This is a genomic window from Paraburkholderia largidicola, from assembly GCF_013426895.1.
Taxonomy (GTDB): Bacteria; Pseudomonadota; Gammaproteobacteria; order Burkholderiales; family Burkholderiaceae; genus Paraburkholderia; species Paraburkholderia largidicola.
On sequence record NZ_AP023176.1, the window covers coordinates 2,228,558 to 2,247,287 of the forward strand.

Annotated in this window: 21 protein-coding genes and 1 tRNA gene; 11 read left to right on the forward strand and 11 right to left on the reverse strand. The window is 61.2% G+C overall.

Annotation, left to right across the window (positions count from 1 at the left end; genetic code table 11):
- Positions 1–13: 13 nt before the first annotated feature.
- The gene (locus PPGU16_RS38745) at positions 14–652 is read right to left on the reverse strand and encodes a cytochrome b/b6 domain-containing protein (protein ID WP_180726083.1); all 639 of its coding nucleotides are present in this window, start codon (positions 650–652) and stop codon (positions 14–16) included.
- A gap of 314 nt (positions 653–966) precedes the next feature.
- Between PPGU16_RS38745 and PPGU16_RS38750 the strand changes: the two genes are divergently transcribed.
- The gene (locus PPGU16_RS38750) at positions 967–1,512 is read left to right on the forward strand and encodes a sigma-70 family RNA polymerase sigma factor (protein WP_180727231.1); all 546 of its coding nucleotides are present in this window, start codon (positions 967–969) and stop codon (positions 1,510–1,512) included.
- Positions 1,509–2,150 (forward strand): DUF1109 domain-containing protein, encoded by a 642-nt coding sequence (locus PPGU16_RS38755; RefSeq protein WP_180726084.1) that lies wholly within the window; start codon positions 1,509–1,511, stop codon positions 2,148–2,150. The genes PPGU16_RS38750 and PPGU16_RS38755 overlap by 4 nt, the downstream gene beginning before the upstream one ends.
- A gap of 14 nt (positions 2,151–2,164) precedes the next feature.
- On the opposite strand, the gene PPGU16_RS38760 is transcribed toward PPGU16_RS38755, so the two are convergent.
- Positions 2,165–3,316, reverse strand: a complete 1,152-nt coding sequence (locus PPGU16_RS38760) for a citrate synthase family protein (RefSeq protein WP_180727232.1) — start codon at positions 3,314–3,316, stop codon at positions 2,165–2,167.
- A 118-nt stretch (positions 3,317–3,434) separates the two neighbouring features.
- Here PPGU16_RS38760 and PPGU16_RS38765 point away from each other — a divergent pair, with 118 nt between their 5' ends.
- The 3 genes from PPGU16_RS38765 to PPGU16_RS38775 are packed head-to-tail and all read left to right on the forward strand — an operon-like array spanning position 3,435 to position 6,143.
- Positions 3,435–4,802, forward strand: coding sequence for an MFS transporter (locus PPGU16_RS38765; protein ID WP_180726085.1), 1,368 nt, complete (start codon positions 3,435–3,437; stop codon positions 4,800–4,802).
- 13 nt (positions 4,803–4,815) lie between these two features.
- Positions 4,816–5,796, forward strand: a complete 981-nt coding sequence (locus tag PPGU16_RS38770; RefSeq protein ID WP_180726086.1) for a 2-hydroxyacid dehydrogenase — start codon at positions 4,816–4,818, stop codon at positions 5,794–5,796.
- A gap of 35 nt (positions 5,797–5,831) precedes the next feature.
- Positions 5,832–6,143, forward strand: a complete 312-nt coding sequence (locus PPGU16_RS38775; RefSeq protein ID WP_224032348.1) for a DUF2934 domain-containing protein — start codon at positions 5,832–5,834, stop codon at positions 6,141–6,143.
- A gap of 87 nt (positions 6,144–6,230) precedes the next feature.
- Here PPGU16_RS38775 and arsH read toward each other — a convergent pair whose 3' ends face one another.
- From arsH to PPGU16_RS38800, 5 genes are read right to left on the reverse strand one after another with little or no spacing between them, the layout of a single operon-like run.
- A complete protein-coding gene (gene arsH, locus PPGU16_RS38780; protein WP_180726087.1) occupies positions 6,231–6,992 on the reverse strand; it encodes an arsenical resistance protein ArsH in 762 nt (253 codons plus the stop codon).
- A gap of 2 nt (positions 6,993–6,994) precedes the next feature.
- On the reverse strand, positions 6,995–8,086 hold the full coding sequence (gene arsB / locus PPGU16_RS38785; RefSeq protein WP_180726088.1) for an ACR3 family arsenite efflux transporter: 1,092 nt from the start codon (positions 8,084–8,086) through the stop codon (positions 6,995–6,997).
- Positions 8,073–8,594 (reverse strand): arsenate reductase ArsC, encoded by a 522-nt coding sequence (locus PPGU16_RS38790; protein ID WP_180726089.1) that lies wholly within the window; start codon positions 8,592–8,594, stop codon positions 8,073–8,075. The genes arsB and PPGU16_RS38790 overlap by 14 nt, the downstream gene beginning before the upstream one ends.
- Positions 8,591–9,058 carry an ArsI/CadI family heavy metal resistance metalloenzyme gene (locus PPGU16_RS38795; RefSeq protein WP_180726090.1) on the reverse strand — a complete coding sequence of 156 codons (468 nt, stop codon included), beginning with the start codon at positions 9,056–9,058 and terminating at the stop codon, positions 8,591–8,593. The genes PPGU16_RS38790 and PPGU16_RS38795 overlap by 4 nt, the downstream gene beginning before the upstream one ends.
- Positions 9,055–9,387, reverse strand: coding sequence for an ArsR/SmtB family transcription factor (locus PPGU16_RS38800; protein ID WP_180726091.1), 333 nt, complete (start codon positions 9,385–9,387; stop codon positions 9,055–9,057). The genes PPGU16_RS38795 and PPGU16_RS38800 overlap by 4 nt, the downstream gene beginning before the upstream one ends.
- A 186-nt stretch (positions 9,388–9,573) precedes the next feature.
- Between PPGU16_RS38800 and PPGU16_RS38805 the strand changes: the two genes are divergently transcribed.
- The 6 genes from PPGU16_RS38805 to PPGU16_RS38830 all read left to right on the forward strand — a co-directional run bounded on the left by PPGU16_RS38805 (position 9,574) and on the right by PPGU16_RS38830 (position 13,983).
- Positions 9,574–9,658: transfer RNA gene (locus PPGU16_RS38805), tRNA-Leu, on the forward strand.
- Positions 9,659–10,010: 352 nt separating this feature from the next.
- Entirely contained in the window at positions 10,011–10,844 is an 834-nt protein-coding gene (locus tag PPGU16_RS38810; protein ID WP_180726092.1) for an ABC transporter substrate-binding protein, read from the forward strand.
- 49 nt (positions 10,845–10,893) lie between these two features.
- A complete protein-coding gene (locus tag PPGU16_RS38815; RefSeq protein WP_180726093.1) occupies positions 10,894–11,613 on the forward strand; it encodes an amino acid ABC transporter permease in 720 nt (239 codons plus the stop codon).
- A 54-nt stretch (positions 11,614–11,667) separates the two neighbouring features.
- Positions 11,668–12,315 (forward strand): amino acid ABC transporter permease, encoded by a 648-nt coding sequence (locus PPGU16_RS38820; RefSeq protein ID WP_180726094.1) that lies wholly within the window; start codon positions 11,668–11,670, stop codon positions 12,313–12,315.
- Positions 12,312–13,064, forward strand: coding sequence for an amino acid ABC transporter ATP-binding protein (locus tag PPGU16_RS38825; RefSeq protein ID WP_180726095.1), 753 nt, complete (start codon positions 12,312–12,314; stop codon positions 13,062–13,064). Before PPGU16_RS38820 ends, PPGU16_RS38825 begins: the two co-directional genes overlap by 4 nt.
- 166 nt (positions 13,065–13,230) lie before the next feature.
- The gene (locus PPGU16_RS38830; protein ID WP_180726096.1) at positions 13,231–13,983 is read left to right on the forward strand and encodes an IclR family transcriptional regulator; all 753 of its coding nucleotides are present in this window, start codon (positions 13,231–13,233) and stop codon (positions 13,981–13,983) included.
- 33 nt (positions 13,984–14,016) lie between these two features.
- Here the strand turns inward: PPGU16_RS38830 and PPGU16_RS38835 are convergent, their stop codons facing one another.
- The 4 genes from PPGU16_RS38835 to PPGU16_RS38850 form a co-directional block, all read right to left on the reverse strand.
- Positions 14,017–14,442 carry a hypothetical protein gene (locus tag PPGU16_RS38835; protein ID WP_180726097.1) on the reverse strand — a complete coding sequence of 142 codons (426 nt, stop codon included), beginning with the start codon at positions 14,440–14,442 and terminating at the stop codon, positions 14,017–14,019.
- Between the two features lie 206 nt (positions 14,443–14,648).
- Complete coding sequence (locus PPGU16_RS38840) at positions 14,649–15,827, reverse strand: lactonase family protein (protein ID WP_180726098.1); 1,179 nt, start codon at positions 15,825–15,827, stop codon at positions 14,649–14,651.
- Between the two features lie 131 nt (positions 15,828–15,958).
- On the reverse strand, positions 15,959–16,876 hold the full coding sequence (locus tag PPGU16_RS38845; protein WP_180726099.1) for a helix-turn-helix domain-containing protein: 918 nt from the start codon (positions 16,874–16,876) through the stop codon (positions 15,959–15,961).
- A 175-nt stretch (positions 16,877–17,051) separates the two neighbouring features.
- Entirely contained in the window at positions 17,052–18,077 is a 1,026-nt protein-coding gene (locus tag PPGU16_RS38850) for a porin (protein ID WP_180726100.1), read from the reverse strand.
- Positions 18,078–18,730: the final 653 nt, after the last annotated feature.

Genomic DNA, 18,730 nt, shown 5'->3' on the forward strand with positions numbered 1-18,730 from the left:
CCTCGTGCTGGGATCAGCGGCCGCGCAGCATGGTCAGCAGCGAGCGCGGCACGAGCGCGACCATCGCGACATGCACGACGACGAACGCCGCCATCACGGCCATCGCGCAGAAGTGCACGATGCGCGCGTTGTCATAACCGCCCATCAGTTCGCGCAACAGCGGGAACTGAACCGACTTCCAGATCGCCAGCCCTGACAGGACGAGCACGATCAGATCGACGATGACGACGAGATACGCGAGCTTCTGCACCGCGTTGTACTGACGCAAATCCGTGTGCGAGAGCTTGCCGCTCAATGCGGCGATGAGGTCGCGCAGCACGGCGCGCGGCGAGACCGGAAAGAACTTTGCGGCAAAGCGCCCGCTCGCGATGTTGAGCGCGAGATACACGATGCCGTTGAACACCAGCAGCCACATCGCCGCGAAGTGCCATTGCAGCGCGCCGCCGAGCCAGCCACCGAGGGTGATCGACGGCGGAATGACGATTTGATGAAACACCGGCGAGGCGTCATAGATGCGCCAGCCGGAGAACATCATCACCAGTGCGGCAATCGCATTGAGCCAATGCGTGATGCGCAGCCAGATTGGATGAATCGGCGTATTGCGCGGTGCGGCTTCGCGCGCCGGAGTGAGTGTCGCTTTCATCGTGTCCATGTCGATCACCATGACGGTCTGTTACTCGTCAATTCGTCGGGGACACGGGATTGGTTACAGCCTCGCGTTCTTTTGCGATCAATTTCCTCCGCTCGCGAAATTTTTTTGCGCGGTGTAACCGGAGAGGGCGAAAGAGCGAATTAACCCCATAAAGGAGGCGGGTGACGACGATGGACGACGACCGCGCTATAGTGGCGCATCACGGTTTCGGCTACGCCGAAACGCTCGATCTGAAGCTCAGCGCCCCGCTAGCGGCGGCGGCGAGCCACGCGCACGGGTCGTCGAATCGCCGTTCTGCCAATAAGGGAGCCATGTTGCAAGAAGCGGAAAGCCGCCTGAAAGCATTGTTCGTGCGCGGACTCGACGGCGATGCCGACGCTTATCGCAGCTTTCTGCAAGCACTCACACGACATCTGCGCGCCTTTCTGCGCAGGCGCATTCCGCACTATCGCGACGACGTCGAAGACCTCGTCCAGGAGATTCTGCTCGCCGTGCACAATGCGCGTCACACCTATCGTCCGGACGAGCCGCTGACTGCCTGGCTGCACGCGATCGCCCGCTACAAGCTGATGGATTTCTTCCGCTCGCGCGCACGCCGCGAGTCCCTGAACGACCCGCTCGACGACTACGCCGAACTGCTCGCCGACACCGACGACGAACCCGCTCAGGCGCGTCACGACATCGGCAAGCTGCTCGAACATCTGCCCGACAAGCAGCGCTTGCCCATCGTGCACATGAAGCTCGAAGGCCTGTCGGTGACGGAGACGGCGCGCATCACGGGCCTGTCCGAATCGGCCGTGAAGGTCGGCGTGCACCGGGGTCTCAAGGCGCTGTCCGCGCTCATTCGGGGGCTGCGATGAAGACCGACGATCTCATTGGCCTCCTGTCGAACCAGGTGACGCGTATCGAGCGAGGCGCCGTTGCGCGCCGCTTTACCAAAGCGCTGCTGCTCGGCGCGTTGGGCTCGCTGATCCTGATGAGCGTGGTGTTCGGCGTGCGGCACGATCTTGGCAGCGTCGCGCGCACCACGATCTTCTGGGCGAAGATGGCGTATCCGCTCGCGATCGCGGTCGGCGCGATGCTCGCCGTGATGCGGCTCGGCCGGCCGGGCGCGCGCGCCGGCTATTCGTGGGCGATCATCGCGCTGCCGTTCGTCGCGGTGTGGATCGCGAGCATGATGGTGCTCGATAGCGCGGAGCCCGGCACACGCTTGCCGATCGTGCTCGGTCATACGTGGCGCACGTGTCCGTTCAACATCGTGCTGCTGTCCGTGCCGACGTTTCCTGCCGTGTTCTGGGCCGTCAAATCGCTGGCGCCGACGCAGTTGCGGCTTGCGGGCGCCGTCGCTGGACTGCTTGCGAGTTCCACGGCGACGATCGTCTATTGCCTCCATTGCCCGGAGATGAGTCCGGCGTTCTGGAGCGTGTGGTACGCCATCGGGATGTTGCTGCCCGCGGGCATCGGCGCGTGGCTGGGGCCGAAGTTGTTGCGCTGGTAGTGAAGGCGCGGGGCTCAAGCTTCGAGGTCGTCCTCTTCCGCGACGGCAGGCCCGTTATAGTGCGCGCGAGGACGCAACAGACTGCCGCTCGTCATCTGTTCGATGGAGTGCGCGGCCCAGCCTACGCTTCGTGCGATCGCGAACAGCGCGAAGGCCGCGTCTCTTTGCAACTCGCACTGCTCGACGAGTGCGGCAAACGCAATATCGATGGTGGGCTGCATGCCCGTCAGGCTGTCCACGCAAGCAATCAGCTCGCTCGTCGTTCGCGACGGCGCCAACATCGACAGCAGACAGGCTGCGCGCGGATCGCCTTGCGGATAGAGCTCGTGTCCAAAGCCGGGTAACGGCTCGTTGTCGGCGAGCCGGCGTCGCACGGTCTGCGCGGCTCCTGAATGGCGCGCGTCGTCGATCAACGCATGTACGCGTGCAATCGCGTCGCCGTGCAAGGGCCCGGAGAACGCGGCAAGTCCCGCCAGCATGCACGCACCCAGAGACGCCCCCGTCGACGCAGCAACACGCGCAGCAAACGCCGAGCTGGTCAGTTCCTGATCCGCGAGCAACACGAGCGTCCGGCGCAACAGCTCCGCATGCGGCTCAGCCCGCCATGCACGCGCGATGCGCAGATGCAGCGGCCCCTCGTCCGAATCAAGCCCGACAAACGCACTCGCGAGACGACCGACCAGTCCGGCCGCGTCCTCATGCATGCGCTCGACGTCCGGCGCGTGAACCGACCCGCCCTCAGCCGCTGCCATGCTCATGGCGGCGAAGGCACGCGCTCTTGCGGACCCTTCCAGCCTGACCGGTTGGGAAGCCGGAAAGCGGGGCCGTTCGGCCGAATCCCACAACAGTTGCGCGGTTTCCTCCAGCGTCGCGGTCGCGGCCAGTTGAATCGCGTCCTTGCCACGGTAATACAGCCTGCCACGAACGATGGTCGAGATATGCGTATTGATGATCGGCTCGCCCCACGCCATCGTGCTCGCCGCGATGTTCTTGCGCGCGCGCCCCAGGTCGCGCTTTTTCATCAGCATCGAAATATCCGACGCGCGATAAAGCTTGCGGCTGATGTGATCGGGGTCCCAGCGCACCTCGATCTGACCGCGGCTGACATAGGCGTATAGCGTCTGTTTGCGCACGCCGAGCGCCGCGCACGCCTCCTCCTGTGTCATCCAGTTCTTCACGTTGATTGACTCAATCAAGGTTGACGGTCATAGGTGCCGCCGGTTTAATGCAACACATAAACACACCAAGAAAATCCGCACGACGCGCACCCAGGAGGAGACATCGATGGCTTCACAGCGAACGACCCAGTATATATCGACGGCATCGGAGCGCATGACGCGCACGCGCTACTCGATCCTTGCGACGATCCTGCTGCTGGCGACGATCGCCTATGCGGACCGCGCAATCCTGTCGATTGCCGGGCCGGGCATCGCAAAGGAATTCGGCCTGAATCATGTGCAGTTGGGCTATGTGCTGTCGGCATTCAGCTGGGCGTATGTGGTGGGCCAGATTCCAGGCGGCCTGCTGCTCGACCGCCTCGGCACCAAGAAGATGTATGGTGCGACGCTCATTCTGTGGTCGATCGCGACCATGTTGGTCGGCTTCATCGGCAACGTCACGTCGGATGTCTCCGTTGCACTCGCGCTGCTGTTTGCGCTGCGCTTCGCGCTCGGCCTGATCGAGGCACCGAGCTTCCCGGCGAACGGCCGCGTCGCGGTCATGTGGTTCCCGAAGGAAGAACGCGGCCTCGCGACATCCCTCTTCGCTTCCGCTTCGTATTTCGCGGTGGCGATCTTCTCGCCTTTCGCGGGCTGGCTCACGGGGAAGTTCGGCTGGCCCTCGCCGTTCATCGCGCTTGGACTCATCGGTATCGCAGCGGCTGGCCTGTGGGCCGTCGTCATGCATGAACCGCGCAACCATCCGCGCGTATCGTCGAGCGAACTGGATCACATCATCGCAGGCGGCGCGATGATCGACATCGACTCGAAACACGAACTGCAGGCACGACCCGCCGTGTCGTGGGCGCTCGTGCGGACGCTGCTTGGCAACCGGATGCTGTGGTGCTCGTATATCGGCCAGTATTGCACCATCGCGCTGAGCTATTTCTTCATCACGTGGTTCCCGATCTACCTCGTGCAGGCGCGCGGCATGAACGTCATGGAAGCGGGTTTCGCAACGATGGTTCCCGCGGTGTCCGGCTTTCTCGGCGGCATTGCGGGCGGCGTGATCTCCGACATGCTCATCCGTCGCGGCTGGAGCGTTTCGTGGGCGCGCAAGACCCCGTATATCGTCGGCATGCTGGTGGGCTGCTGCATCGTACTGTCCGCCTTCACCGAGAGCAATGTCCTGATCGTGCTGCTGATGACGCTTGCGTTCTTCGGCAAAGGCACGGCGGCGGGCGCGGGCACGTGGGCCATCGTCAGCGACACGGCGCCTCGCGAGGCGGTTGGCCTTGCGGGCGCGATCTTCAATTGCGTGGGCAACATCGGCGGCATCGTCACGCCGATCGCGTTCGGCTACATCGTGCAGGCAACGGGCGGCTATACGGTCGGGCTCTACTTCGTCGCTGCACACTGCCTCGTCGCGGCAGTCGTCTACCTGCTGTTCATGGGCAATATCAAGCGCGTGCAGATGCGCACGCCCGGCACTTAATGGAAATCAAGCTATGCAACAAGCGGACACGCTGAAGCCCACCGTACTCAACGCGGCGGAATTGCCCGAGTGGACCAATGCGGAACTCAGGGCGCTATTCAATGTTCTCGATCTGCCGAAAGATCCCGACGCCGCCGCTGCGTTTCTGGCGAAGCATGGTCATGAAGTGCGCGGCATCGCGTTGCGCAAGACGAAGATCGATTCAGCGTTTCTCGATGCCGTACCTGCTGTCGAGATCATTTCGAGCTACAGCGCAGGTCTCGACAATCTGGACGTGCAGGCAACCCGATCGCGCGGTATCACGATCGAAAACACGTCGCACATTCTGGCCGAAGACGTCGCGAATGCAGCCGTCGGTCTTGCGCTTGCCGTGACCCGCGACTTCATCAACGCCGACGCCTTCGTCCGTACGGGCGCGTGGCCCGAGCATGGACACTATCCGCTTGGGCGTTCGATCTCGCGCATGAAGGTCGGGATTGTCGGACTCGGCACGATTGGGTCCGCAATCGCGAAACGTCTGCGGGCATGTGGCTCGACCCTCGCGTATTTCGGTCCGAGCCGGAAATCGGTCGATATGCCGTACTACGACGACGTCGTCCGGCTCGCGCGCGATTGCGACATGCTGATTCTGACCTGCCCGCTGTCTCCTTCCACGCATCATCTCGTCGATAGCGCGGTGCTCGATGCGCTCGGACCGCGTGGGTATCTCGTCAACATTTCACGCGGGCCCGTGGTCGACGAGGCGGCGCTGATTGCCGCGCTGGCGCAGGACGCGATTGCGGGCGCGGCGCTCGATGTTTTCGAGCACGAACCGGTCGTACCCGAAGCGCTGATCCGCGATCGCCGGGTCGTGTTGACGCCGCATATCGGCTCGGCGACGGACGAAACGCGGAGGAGCATGGCGGAGAACGTCGTCGATACGCTTGCGAGGCATTTTGGGCTTCCCGGCCCGCGTGACAGGCAGGTTGATGCCGCCGTCGAAAGTATCGGATGACATGGCCGACGCCATTCCGGGATCAGGCATCGCGAATGCTCAATGCAAAGGCGCTATTTTCCCCGGAGAGCGACATGGCTGAATATGGTGGCGAACGCAGTACCGACGATCGGATTCGTGAACGTGCTTATCAACTTTGGGAGCGGGATGAGGACCCCAGGAAACACGCTGATGAGTACTGGGATACGGCACGCCGGCAGATCGAGGCCGAGGGCGCGGACGATGCGCCCAACGAGCCCCCGATCGAACAATCCGACAAGCGACAACTGGAAAGCGAAGACCCGCAGGACGTCGACAGCCCGAATGGCGATGCGGCAGGCAAGCCGCGCGCGAAGCGGACGAGGTGATGGACGCTGGGTGAATCGTCATCGATCGATGCACACGAAAAAACGATCCGGGCGCCCACGTCTCTGTCTACATGAACGTGGTCGCGCTCATTCAGTTTCGCTGTCGTCGGTATCGGCATTCGAACTGGTTTCGTGTCGCATTGCCGCGCTGGCAAGCGTGCTTGCCGGCGCGGGCGCTGCCTCCTTCCGTTCACTGTAGCGATCGGTCAGATAGTCCGAACGATCCCGCACAAGCAGCGTGAATTTGAACAGCTCTTCCATCACGTCGACCACGCGGTCGTAGTAGGCGGAGGGCTTCATCCGGCCGTCGGAATCGAACTCCTGCCAGGCCTTCGCGACCGACGACTGGTTGGGGATCGTCACCATCCGCATCCACCGGCCGAGCACGCGCAGCGCATTCACCGCGTTGAAAGACTGCGAGCCGCCGCATACCTGCATGACGGCGAGCGTGCGGCCTTGCGTCGGCCGTATTCCCGCGCTTTCGAGCGGAAGCCAGTCGATCTGGTTCTTGAACACGGCCGTCAAGTTGCCATGACGCTCGGGGCTGCACCATACCTGTCCCTCGGACCACTCGGACAGTTTGCGCAGTTCGACCACTTTCGGATGGTCTGCCGGGACACTGTCGGCGAGCGGCAGGCCGTGAGGATCGAATACGCGTGTGTCCGCGCCGAAATGCCGGAGGATGCGTTCGGCTTCGAGCGTAAGCAGCCGGCTGTACGACGTGGCCCTCAGCGACCCGTAAAGCAGCAGGATGCGCGGCGGATGCGTCGATGCAGCCGCGGGCGTCAGCTTCTCCAGTTGCGGCGTGTCGAGATGTGCAGCGCTGATGTTCGGCAGATCGCTCAGCATGATCAGTTTCTCCGAAGGCTGGGCGCGGCTTGCCGATGCCCTGATTCGTACCAGGCCTGTGAACGGTTCACGATGCCGACGACCAGCAGCATCACGGGCACCTCGATCAATACGCCGACCACCGTCGCGAGCGCCGCGCCCGAATGGAAACCGAACAGGCTGATTGCCGTGGCGACTGCGAGTTCGAAAAAGTTGCTCGCGCCGATAAGACTCGAAGGTCCCGCCACGCAATGTGCGACGCCAAGCCTGCGATTGAGCAGATAGGCGAGCCCCGAGTTCAGCAACACCTGAACGAGGATCGGCACGGCAAGCATCGCGATCACCAGCGGCTGCGCGACGATCGCCTGCCCTTGAAACGCAAACAGCAATACCAGCGTCGCAAGCAATGCGCAGATCGACCACGGGCCGAGGCGCGCGACGACGCCGCGAAAATGCGCTTCGCCCCGCGCGAGCAGATGGCGCCGCAACAGTTGCGCGAGGATCACGGGAATGACGATGTACAGACCGACGGACGCGATCAGCGTATCCCACGGCACCGTAATCGCAGACAAGCCGAGCAGCAACGCGACGAGTGGAGCGAACGCCACGATCATGATCGAGTCGTTCAGCGCGACCTGCGACAACGTGAAATACGGATCGCCCTTGCACAGTTGCGACCACACGAACACCATCGCCGTGCACGGCGCGGCGGCCAGCAGGATCAGACCCGCGACGTAGCTGTCGAGCTGCTCGATGGGCAACCAGGGCCGAAACACGTGACGGATGAACAGCCAGCCCAGCAGCGCCATCGAGAACGGCTTGACGAGCCAGTTGACCGCGAGCGTCACGCCAATGCCGCGCCACTGGCTGCCGACCTGCTTCATCGCCGAGAAGTCGATCTTGACGAGCATCGGGATGATCATCACCCAGATCAGCATCCCGACGGGCACGTTGACGTGCGCCATTTCCATACGGCCGATCGCCTGAAACACACCCGGAAGGATCTGGCCGAACAGGACACCGGCAACGATGCACAGCGCAACCCACAGCGTCAGATAGCGCTCGAAAAAACCGATCGCCGGGCGCACGGCGTTGCGGGCTTCAATGCTGCTCATTGGCTTCTTCTGCCGGGCGCTCGCCGATCGCGCGCATTTCACGCTGGATCGCGTTGTGATCGAGAACGTGCAACGGCAGGTTCACGAATTGGCTCACGCGGTTCATGATCTGTCGATAGACCTTGTCGAAGACCTTGCGCTTTTCATCGTCGCTTCCCTCGAAGGCCGCGGGATCTTCGAATCCCCAATGCGCTGTGACGGGCTTGCCGGGCCAGATCGGGCAAACCTCGCCAGCGGCCTGATCGCACACGGTGATGATGAAGTCCATTTGCGGCGCGTCTGATTTGGCGAACTCGTCCCAACTCTTGCTGCGCATCGGTGCCGTGTCGTAACCCAGCGCGCGGCATCGCTCGATCGCAAACGGATTGACCGCGCCGGATGGATGGCTGCCCGCGCTGTAGGCGCGAAAGCGCCCTTTGCCAAGCACGTTGAACAGCGCTTCAGCCATGATGCTGCGCGCGCTGTTGCCCGTGCAGAGGATCAGCACGGAATAAGGTTTGTCGCTCATTGGCGGCTCCGGAATGACATCGCGGTCTCGGACGGAATGCAGCAGGCAGCCGTGGTTTCGTTCGCGGATAACGCTTCGATATGCGACTGCCCGTAAACGGGGGCCGATTCGAGCGTCCGAAAGGTTTCCCACGCGACGCCTTGCGGATCGACGGTCCACGCCTTGTCGGACTTCGCATAGCAACACGTGGTGCCGCTCTGGTGCTGCACAGGGAGGGCGGCCGCGGCGAAGCGCGCGTTCATCTCGGCAAGTTCTTCATCGGTTTCGACCTGGATGCCGATGTGGTCGACGCCCGGTTTCGCGCCACGTTGCGAGATCGCGAAGTTCACGGGCGGATCGGTCAACTCCCACTTGCAGTAGTCGCGCTTCGTCACCGTCGGCTCGACATTGCCGAACATCGCGCTATAGAAGCGGATGCTGTCCGCAAGGTTCTCGACCGCGACGTGGATGTGCATGCGTTTCATGGCTTGTCTCCGCAGCAGTTGGAAAGGTCGCTGGCGGCGCAGGGGGCGCCCGCGCAGCAGTTCTCAGTGAGAAAGCCGATCAGCGTGGTCATCGCATCGAAGTTGGCGGTGTAGATGACGAAGCGCCCTTCCTGTCGCGAGGTCACCAGTTCGGCGTGCGTGAGGTCTTTCAGGTGAAACGACAGGCCAGAAGGAGAAATCCCCAGCTGCTGCGCGATTTCGCCCGCTGCCATGCCTTCGGGGCCGGCAATGACGAGCTGGCGAAAGATGGCGAGGCGGGATTCGTGAGCGAGCGCGCCGAGCGCGCGTACGGCGTTGATCGTGTCCATGTCGATCACTTTACTCGCTCCATTTCTATATTTCAAGAAATGTTGAAATGATGTGGTTTCGGAGGGTTGGTGAGTCGCAGGGTGATTGCAGTTTCACGTACGGATAGCGTGTCGCTGCAAAGCGCGGACTTCCCTGACGGACCACTTGAAAATGTGATGCGATAGTCGATACAATTGCGCCCCCTTGCCCAGGTGGCGGAATTGGTAGACGCACTATCTTGAGGGGGTAGCGCCGAAAGGCGTGCGGGTTCGAGTCCCGCCCTGGGCACCAGAACATATTCCGGCACTTGCCACATCACCCTACCTTCCGCGTCGTCATTTCGCACATCGAAATAAATAGCAAGATTTTCGTGTGTGCCCCTCGCGACCCTGAAGACGTCGGAAAAGGTACTCCGCAGCTTTCTCTGCGCCCTCAAACCAGCCCGGCGAGCCGCTCGTATACCCGCTTGTCATTCCTTTTTTTCCGTGGAACACTGGGCCGCATCTGCTGTACCGGACTTGATTCCGATATACCGGACAAACAGGCAGGTACGCGATCGATCGATTGTCACGCCTGCGGCCGCCCTTTCCGCTTTGGTCGCGAGCGCTCCGTCCAGATGGGCATTTCTCTCACAGGGTCGAAAATGAGACTGTTCAAAGAAAGCGCAAGGTTCGCCTGTTTGTCCGCCGTCGTCGGCCTGCTGGCACTCACCGGTTGCACCAAGGTCGAGGCACCCGGCCAGGATGCCGCGACCGGCTCGACCTTGCAGGCCGTCCTGCAACGCGGCACGCTGCGTGTCGGTGACTGTCTGAGCTTTGCGCCCTTCGGCTTTTACGACAAGAGCGGGCAACCGGACGGTTACGACGTCGATCTCGCGAAAGAACTGGCGAAACAGATGGGCGTCAAGCTCGAGATGGTCAACACGACGAGCGCAAACCGCATTCCGAATCTGCAGACCGCCAAAGTCGACGTAGTCTTCTGCAACTTCACACGCAATCTCGAGCGCGCAAAGGAGATCGCCTTCACGACGCCTTATGTCGTCGCGAGCGAGGCGCTGCTCGTCAAGAAGAGCAGCGGCATTCAGTCGGTCAAGGACATGTCCGGCCACACGATTGCGACCGTCAAGGGATCGACGAACGGTGACGAAGTGCGCGCGCTGGGCATCCCCGTGAAGATCCAGGAATACGACAGCTCGGAAGCCGCCATCCTCGCCGTCAAGCAGGGCCAGGCCGACGCGATGATCGAAGACAACAACTTTCTCGCCTATCAGGCGAAGCTGGACCCGGAACTGACCGTCACCAACGAAGCCCTCGTCCCGCTCGAATACAACGCGTTCGGCGCGAAGGCGGGCGATCAGGTCTGGCTGAACTATCTGAACCTGTTCCTGTTCAACATCAACGCGTCGAAGCTCAATGCGCAGCTTTACACGAAATGGTTCGGCACCCCGCCCCGCTATCCATTGAACCCGCAGTTCTGAACCCGAACGCGCGGCGCGAACGACAGCCCGACTTTGCGAAGGAATGGCGATGAGTTATCAATGGCTGACCCTGTGGGGCTATGTGCCCGAGTTCTTCCAGGCGGCGTGGCTCACGTTGCAGATCACGCTGCTCGCATTTTGCGTCGCGCAGATTCTCGGCCTGTTGACGGCGCTCGCGGGCGCGTCGCATCTCGCGCCGCTGCGTGTCGTAGCGCGCAGCTATATCGAACTGATCCGCAACACGCCCGTTCTGCTGCAGATATTCATTGTGTTCTTCGGTCTGCCATCGCTGGGCTTGAATCTGAGTGCGTATACGGCGGGCGTGATTGCGCTCGGCGTGAATGTGGGGGCGTATATGGCCGAAGTCTTCCGCGCCGGCATTCAGTCGGTGCCGCGCGGACAGATCGAAGCGGCCGGCATTCTCGGCCTTGGGCGTGCGCAGATCTTTATCGAAGTCGTCTTGCCGCAAGCGGCGCGCGCCGTCTATCCCGCGATCGTCAACAACCTGATCCAGTTGCTGCTTGGCACGTCGCTGCTGTCCGCGATTGCATTGCCTGAACTGACGGGAACGGCGACCGTGATCAATGCGCGCACGCTGCTCTATATCCAGACGTTCTCGGTCACGCTGATCGCGTATCTGGTCCTGAGCAATTGCCTGTCATGGATCGCGGAGCAGATCGGCGCGCGCGTATTCCAGCCGCCCTTAATGCTGAAGCAGCACACGCGTAGGCGGCTATTGCTGATTCCGCGTCAAGCGAACCGTAACTGAACCCGACCTGAACCGCATCCGGCCCGCGTCTGATTCATAGAGGGGAAACCGCCCATGTCAACCGAACTGCTGACGACCAGTCTGTCGATCCTGCTTCATGGACTGGTCGCGACCTTGCTGCTCTCTGCGGCGTCGATTGTCGGCGGCACGCTGATCGGCCTGCTCGCCGCCGTGTTGCGCTCGTTCGGACCATGGGGCAGCGCGCGCGTCGCGAAGCTCTACACCGAGCTGTTTCGCGGCACACCCGTGCTCATCACGCTGATGTTCATCTATTTCGGTGTGTCGTACTTCGGCTATGCGATCGATGTGTTCGCGGCGGGTGTCGTCGGCTTGAGCGTGTACCAGGGCGCATATATCGCCGAAGTGTTCCGCTCGGGCATCGAAGCCGTGCCCAAAGGGCAATGGGAAGTCTCGCAGATTCTCGGCCTTGGCAAGACACAGACGTTCTTCTCGGTCGTGTTGCCGCAGACGGGCAAGATCGTGTTGCCGCCGCTGATCGGCCAGTATCTGTCGCTGATCAAGGATACGTCGATCGTCAGCATGATCGGCCTGTCGGAGCTGATGCATGGCGGTCAGGCCATCGTCGACCGCGTCGGCAAGCCGGTCGAAATCTACGGACTCGTCGCCGTACTGTATTTCGTCGTGTGTTTCCCGCTGTCGCAGTGGGTGCGCCATCATGATCGTCGGAGCCTGTTGTCATGACCACATCCATCGGGTCCAAGCCAGTCATCAACCTGAACGGCGTGAGCAAGTCGTTCGGCGCCACGAAGGTGCTCAAGGAAATCAATCTCGAAGTGCGCCCCGGCGAAGTGCTCGTGCTGATCGGCGCATCCGGTTCGGGCAAGAGCACGGTGCTGCGCATCATGGCCGGCCTCGAAACGGCCGATTCGGGCGAAGTCTGGGTCAACGATGTTCCGCTGCACGATGTGCGCCGCGCCAAGGAAATCCGCGGCCACGTCGGCATGGTGTTCCAGCAGTTCAATCTGTTTCCGCACAAGACCGCGCTGGGCAACGTGACGCTCGCGCTGATCAAGGCGCGCAAGATGAGTGCCGTCGACGCGCGCAAACGCGCGATGGATGTGCTCGACCGCGTGGGCCTCGCCGATCGCGCCGAACACTATCCGAGCCAGTTGTCGGGCGGGCAGCAGCAGCGTGTTGCGATTGCGCGTGCGCTGGCCGTCGAGCCCGGCATCATGTTCTTCGACGAAGCGACATCCGCGCTGGACCCTGAACTGGTCGGCGAAGTGACGGAGGTCATGCGTGGGCTCGCGCGCGACGGCATGACGATGGTCGTCGTCACGCACGAGATGGGCTTCGCGCGCAAGACGGCGGACCGCGTCGTGTTCATGGACAAAGGCGTAATCGCCGAACAGGGCGTGCCGGAAGAGATCTTCGTCACGCCGCAGAACGAACGGACGAAGCAGTTCCTGCACCGCGTGCTCGATCACTGATCCATTACATCCATCGGCGCGTGGGACTGTGACCAGTGCTGCCGCGAAAAATGCGGCAGGCCGGCCCAAGGTCCGCTAACCTCGCGCCGCGGAAACGCACGCTGAAGTATTTACGACGACAACACAAGAACGAACTGCGGTTCCTATCGCCGACGGAGTCTACGGAATGTCTGCACCAGAATCGTCACGGGCCCGGGGCGTGGACCGCGTGATCGGCATTTTCAGGGAGCTGCATACTGCGCGGCGTCCGCTGACGATGCGGGAGTTGATCGAGGCAACGCGTGCACCGCGTTCGAGCGTCTACGAACTGGTCACGATCCTCACGGAGGCGGGGTGGCTCGAAACGGCCGCCGACGGCAGCGTGTTTTTCGGACGCGAGATGCACTACTACGGCGCCGATTACGCGATGCACAATGATCTCATCAGCCGCGCGCATCAGACCATACTCGGTCTCGTGCGCAAGTACGACGAGACTGCACAACTATGCATGCTCGAAGGCAACAAGTACACGGTGGTCTTGTCGGAAAACAGCGCGCGCCCATTCAACATCACATCCGATATCGGCGTGAAGGTGCCGATTCCATGGACGGCGACGGGTCGTCTGTTGCTTGGCCATCTCACCGACGACGACGTCCATGCGTTGATTCCAGACGAAGACTACGTGCTGGTTGACGGACGCCGTATCGCGTTCGACGACTTCATGCGGGACGTTCGCGATGCGGCAGCCCAAGGCTATTGCTGCACGGAGGGTCTGTCGATGTCGTTCCGGCTTTGCATGGCCGCTCCGGTTCGCGATCGCACTGGGTTGCCCATCGCAGCGCTGTGCTTCATGACGGGACGCGACACCGATCCGGGCCGGCGTGCCGCGATGCTCGACGATCTGATCGCCAGCGCGAAATCGCTGTCGCAGGCAGCTTGATCTGCATCGGCTTCGAGAAGGCGATTCGCACTGTCATTGCCAGTCGCAACTGCCTGTGTCAGTCGCAGCGCCTGAATTCAATCCAAACGCGGTTTTCTTGCCGCTTTTCTTGTTGATATAAACCATCGAAGGGACCATCGTCCCTTGGCTCACCATCTGATATTCACCCGTGACCTGCTTTCCATGAACCTCGACCCAGGTTGTGGTTTCTTCATCAGGAGCATTCTTGTCGAGTGTTTGTGACGTTGATTCGGCAAGGATCAATGGAATGGCTTGTCGGGAATTCTGATATTTGACGAACCCCCACGACAACTTGCTCGACGAATCAAAATAGGTCTGCATTTCGAAATTCGTCGATTTCGCCCCTCCTGAACTAAAGCAAAAGGTATCGTGACTTATTTCGGCATGTGCGATCAAAGGGGCGAGGAGCAAAGAGGTTGTAAAGAGTAGTGCCTTCATATGTGTCATGGGTGTGCGCAGGTACTCGAACAAAACAGAACCGCAGCGCCCAATGCAAGCTTCTCGAATTGATCTCGAACGGACGATCGACCGAATCTGGTCGAAATGGAATGGACACCGCGATAGGGTCGCCCCGTTCTCGACCCCGCGCACGAAACCTCAGCCGTCAGCGCAATGGCTTCAACAGCATCGCGTACTCCCGTTCCTCACTCCACGAAGGCAACACTAACGGGCGTCGACATATCGACCGCTTCTCCCGTGTCCGACACCATGCCCGTCGCGGTATCAATGCGGAACACATTCACTTTCCCGCTACGCTGGTTAGCGACCAGCAGCCACTTCCCCGACGGATGAATCGCAAAGCCCCACGGCTTGTCGCCACCCGACGACGCGCGCTGAATCAGCGAAAGCATCCCTGTTTCAGGATTCACGCGATAAACGACCAGTTCGTTTTCGCCGCGGTTTTCCACATACACAAAGCGCCCGTCCTGACTGATCGCAATCTCCGCCCCGCTTTTCACACCTTGAAAGGCAACATTACTGACAGGCAACGATTGCACGAGCGTCAGGCGCGCGTTCGCCGCATCCCAGCGCAGCACCATGACTTCCGCCGACAACTCGGTGAGCAGATAAGCGAGCGTGCCATCCGGACCAAACGCGATATGACGAGGGCCGCTGCCTGGCGGAACGACGAACGGATGTGGGCCAGCTTCATCGCCGGCCAGCAATGCGTGCGTCGCAAGGTCAAAGCGATAGATGAACACGCGATCGGCGCCGAGATCCGGAACGAGCACATAGCGCCCCGATGGATCGACGACGGCACTGTGCGCGTGCGCGCTCGCCTGTCGGCGGTTCGGGCCCGAACCAGTCTCCCTGATCGTGGATACCAGCGAGCCCAGGCTCCCATCGGCATTGACCGTGATGCTCGACACCGAGCCGCCGCCGAAATTCGCGGCAAGCAAGGTCGTCGCGGACGTGTCGAGCCAGAGATTCGTCGTGCCGCTGCCGCCAGCGAGAACCACGTTCATTTTCGTTAGCGCGCCCGTTGCGCGGTTCACTGCATAAGCGGTGACGCTGCCTTCTCGGGCGCTGTCGTCATCGACGGCATAGAGCACGGGCAGTCGCGGATGCGCGGCGACCCACGTCGCTTTCGGCCCTTGCGCCACCGTGCCGATCGCGCTCAGCTTGCCGGTCGACGTATCGAAGCGCAGCGCGCGAATCTCGCTATTTTGCGTGCCCACATAGACGAGATCCGTTTGCGCATCGCCCGTGCGCAGAGCGACGCTCTTGCACGCGGTGATCAATCCCGTCAACAACGTCAGCGCGATGAACGCCGCGATGAATCCGTAACGCGTTAGCCTGTCTCTCTGGAGGGACCGAGTCATCAGCGATTAGCTTCGAGAACAAATGGGCTAAGCGTAGTCGATATGCAATTGGGCGTCCTTGCACAAAAATCGGATTCGCTGGCATTTTTTCGACCGATCAATGCGGCACGACGCAACGCGAACGCTTGCGACTATTGCCGCGCCGCCGCGCGGAACTGGCTCGGCGCCTGCCCCACTTCCCGGCGGAAGAAGCGCGTAAAGTACGCGGCGTCCGCGAAGCCAAGACCGAACGCGATCTGTTCCACCGACATGTTCCCAAAGATCAGATCGCGCTTGGCCTCGGTGATGATCCGTGCATGAATCATCTTGGTGGGGCTTTGCTCGGTGGCGGAAGCACAGGCTGCGCGAAGTTGAACCAGCGACACCGCCATCATCGAAGCATAGTCTTGCAACGGCAGGTTCTCGCGGTAATGCTGGTCGATCAGTTTGCGGAACCGGTCGACGAGGCGGATATCGTTGCGCGTCCCGCTTTCGCTGCCTGTCTGGTCGAGACGCGCTTCACGAAGCAACATCAGCAGCAGCGTAGTGAGCAATGCTTCCGCGCCCACCACATGACCGACCGCGTCGGACTCGACCTCATCCTTGAGGCGCTGCATCAGGCTGTAGAACGCCATTCCCGCGTCCGCGGAATCCGCGAGCGGGATCATCCGCGGTGCCGCCCACAACTCGATGAACTCGTGGAGCTTCGCGTTGACTTGCGTCAGATAGGCGACCTCGATCGTCACGACCCATCTGTCCACATCGACCTCATAGTCGAGGCCGTGAACGCATTCTGTCGGCAACAGCAATGCGCAGGGACCTTCGAACGGCACGCTGCTGCCTTCCAGGTTCATGACGCCGCGTCCGCTACGAACGAATATGACCTGACCGTAGGCCGGATGCGCGTGAGGTTCCGTTCGCCAGCGCCCCCGGTCCGTCACATGCCCGACATGCACCAACCAGTTCTCTTCCTCGGGGCGCTCAACGTACAAACGGACCTTGGGAACGGTGGTGTGCTTCGCCTTGTCGTTCCACTTGGGTTGAACCTTTGCCATGGCACTGTACGTCATCGTGTCTCTCTGACGGTCTGGCCGACTGGGTGTCGGCCGCCATCGTTATTTCAGTATCACAGGACTCGGTCCCTGCGTGATTCACCGTCTCCAGGTTGCTCCACATCTTCGCATACCGTACCGTGGGCAGCGACCTGCGATTTACCCCAACGCATGCGCCGCCAGCCTTCGGATATCAGAATGCGTGCACCATTCCGAGCGTAATGCCGCGCGTATTGTTGCCGGGCGCAACCGTCACGCCCGTGTACGCCGTGCCGTTCAGCGTGAAGTGCGCCTGATTCCGGTTCTGGATGAAGCCGGCCGATGCGTAAAGCGTCGTGACCTTGGAAAGAAAGTGTTCGTAAGCAAGACCGACTTGTTGAGCGTTATTTCCCTGACCCGTTCTATCGTGCGCATAACCGTACAGCAGCGCTACCGAGTCGGCGGGACTGAGCAGATACGACCCCGATGCTTCGTAGACGTCGCGCTTCGTGCTGTCGTCGGTCTGCCGCTCCGTGTGGTACGCCAGATAGAAGCGCGCAGCCCCCACTCCAACAGACGCACCGGCGTTGAAAATTTTCAGTATCGAGGTTCCGGCCGCGTTGGCGGCCTGCTCATAGCCAGCCGCTGCGCGGAACGGCCCGTTCACATAGCGGACAGCCGCGTTATAGAACTGCAATCCGTTTGTGGGCTTTGTCGTCGAATCGCGCATGGCGACCATGAACTGCGCAGTCAGGCCGTAGACCGTCGGCGTGAAGTAGGAAATCGCGTTGTTGACGCGCACGGTCAGGCTGTTGAAGTTGTTCATCGGCGACGCGACACTCATCACTGCAAGCGGGTCGAGTTCGGGGTTCATGAAGATGTACTGAGGCGTGTTCTGAAGGCCAAAGCGCATCTCACCGAAGCCACCCGACATGCCGACCCATGCCTGTCGATTGAAGGCTGCGGCCGAATTCGAAGCCGCCCCCGTCACGCCTGAAAATCCCTGCTCCAGTTGAAAGTTGACATGCAGGCCGCCACCGATATCCTCGCTGCCTTTCAATCCATATCGGCTCGCGAACAGTCCGCCTGATACCGCACGCGTCACAGATCCCGTGCCCGGATTCTGATACTCGATGCCATTGTCGATCACGCCGTATAGCGTGACCGACGATTGCGCATGTGCAACGTTGACGGCGCACACACTCGCGACGCCCGATGCGATAACGATCAGCTTCTTCATTTTGTCTCCAACAGTCTCTGCTTTTTCTGGAACCAGCCGGATTGGCGCGAACGCATGACTCACGATGAAGCCATGCGCGGTTCCGTTGATTAAATTCGTAGAGCTGATTGCGTCGCTTGCGCGGCTGTGCGGCGAGACGACGGGGATACGCGGCGTCGCGTGTGTCCGGGTCGTAGAGTAGCGGGAGAAGGCGCAAGGTGTGAGCGAATGCTCATTGACCGCTCGACGGGGGCGACCTTGCTGGGCAATAGCGTCTCCTGTTGACTTCGCTCGCCGACAACCGGAAGAAGACTCCCGCCGCCGGACGCATTGTCTTGTGAGAGCAAGAATAGGTGCGGCCCGCTCGCGCGTCCCTACACAAAAATCAGATTCACTGGCATTTTTTATCGACGAACAACTGACGGCGATTCGAGACGGAGACGCGTCTGCGCTTCAACACGCCACACAAAAATGCCAGCGAATCTGATTTTTGTGTAAAGGCAAACGTCGAGGCATTCAATAGTATTTCTTCCCACCGCGACACCCTTTTCCGTGTTGATTCGTTCAACCACACGTCGGCGGTGCGGCCGGACCGGGAGCCCGAAAGCGGCCACGCTCGATGGTCCAGACGGCTTCTCACAACTACGCCCCGAGCATCTTGCTCCTTGTTCGTC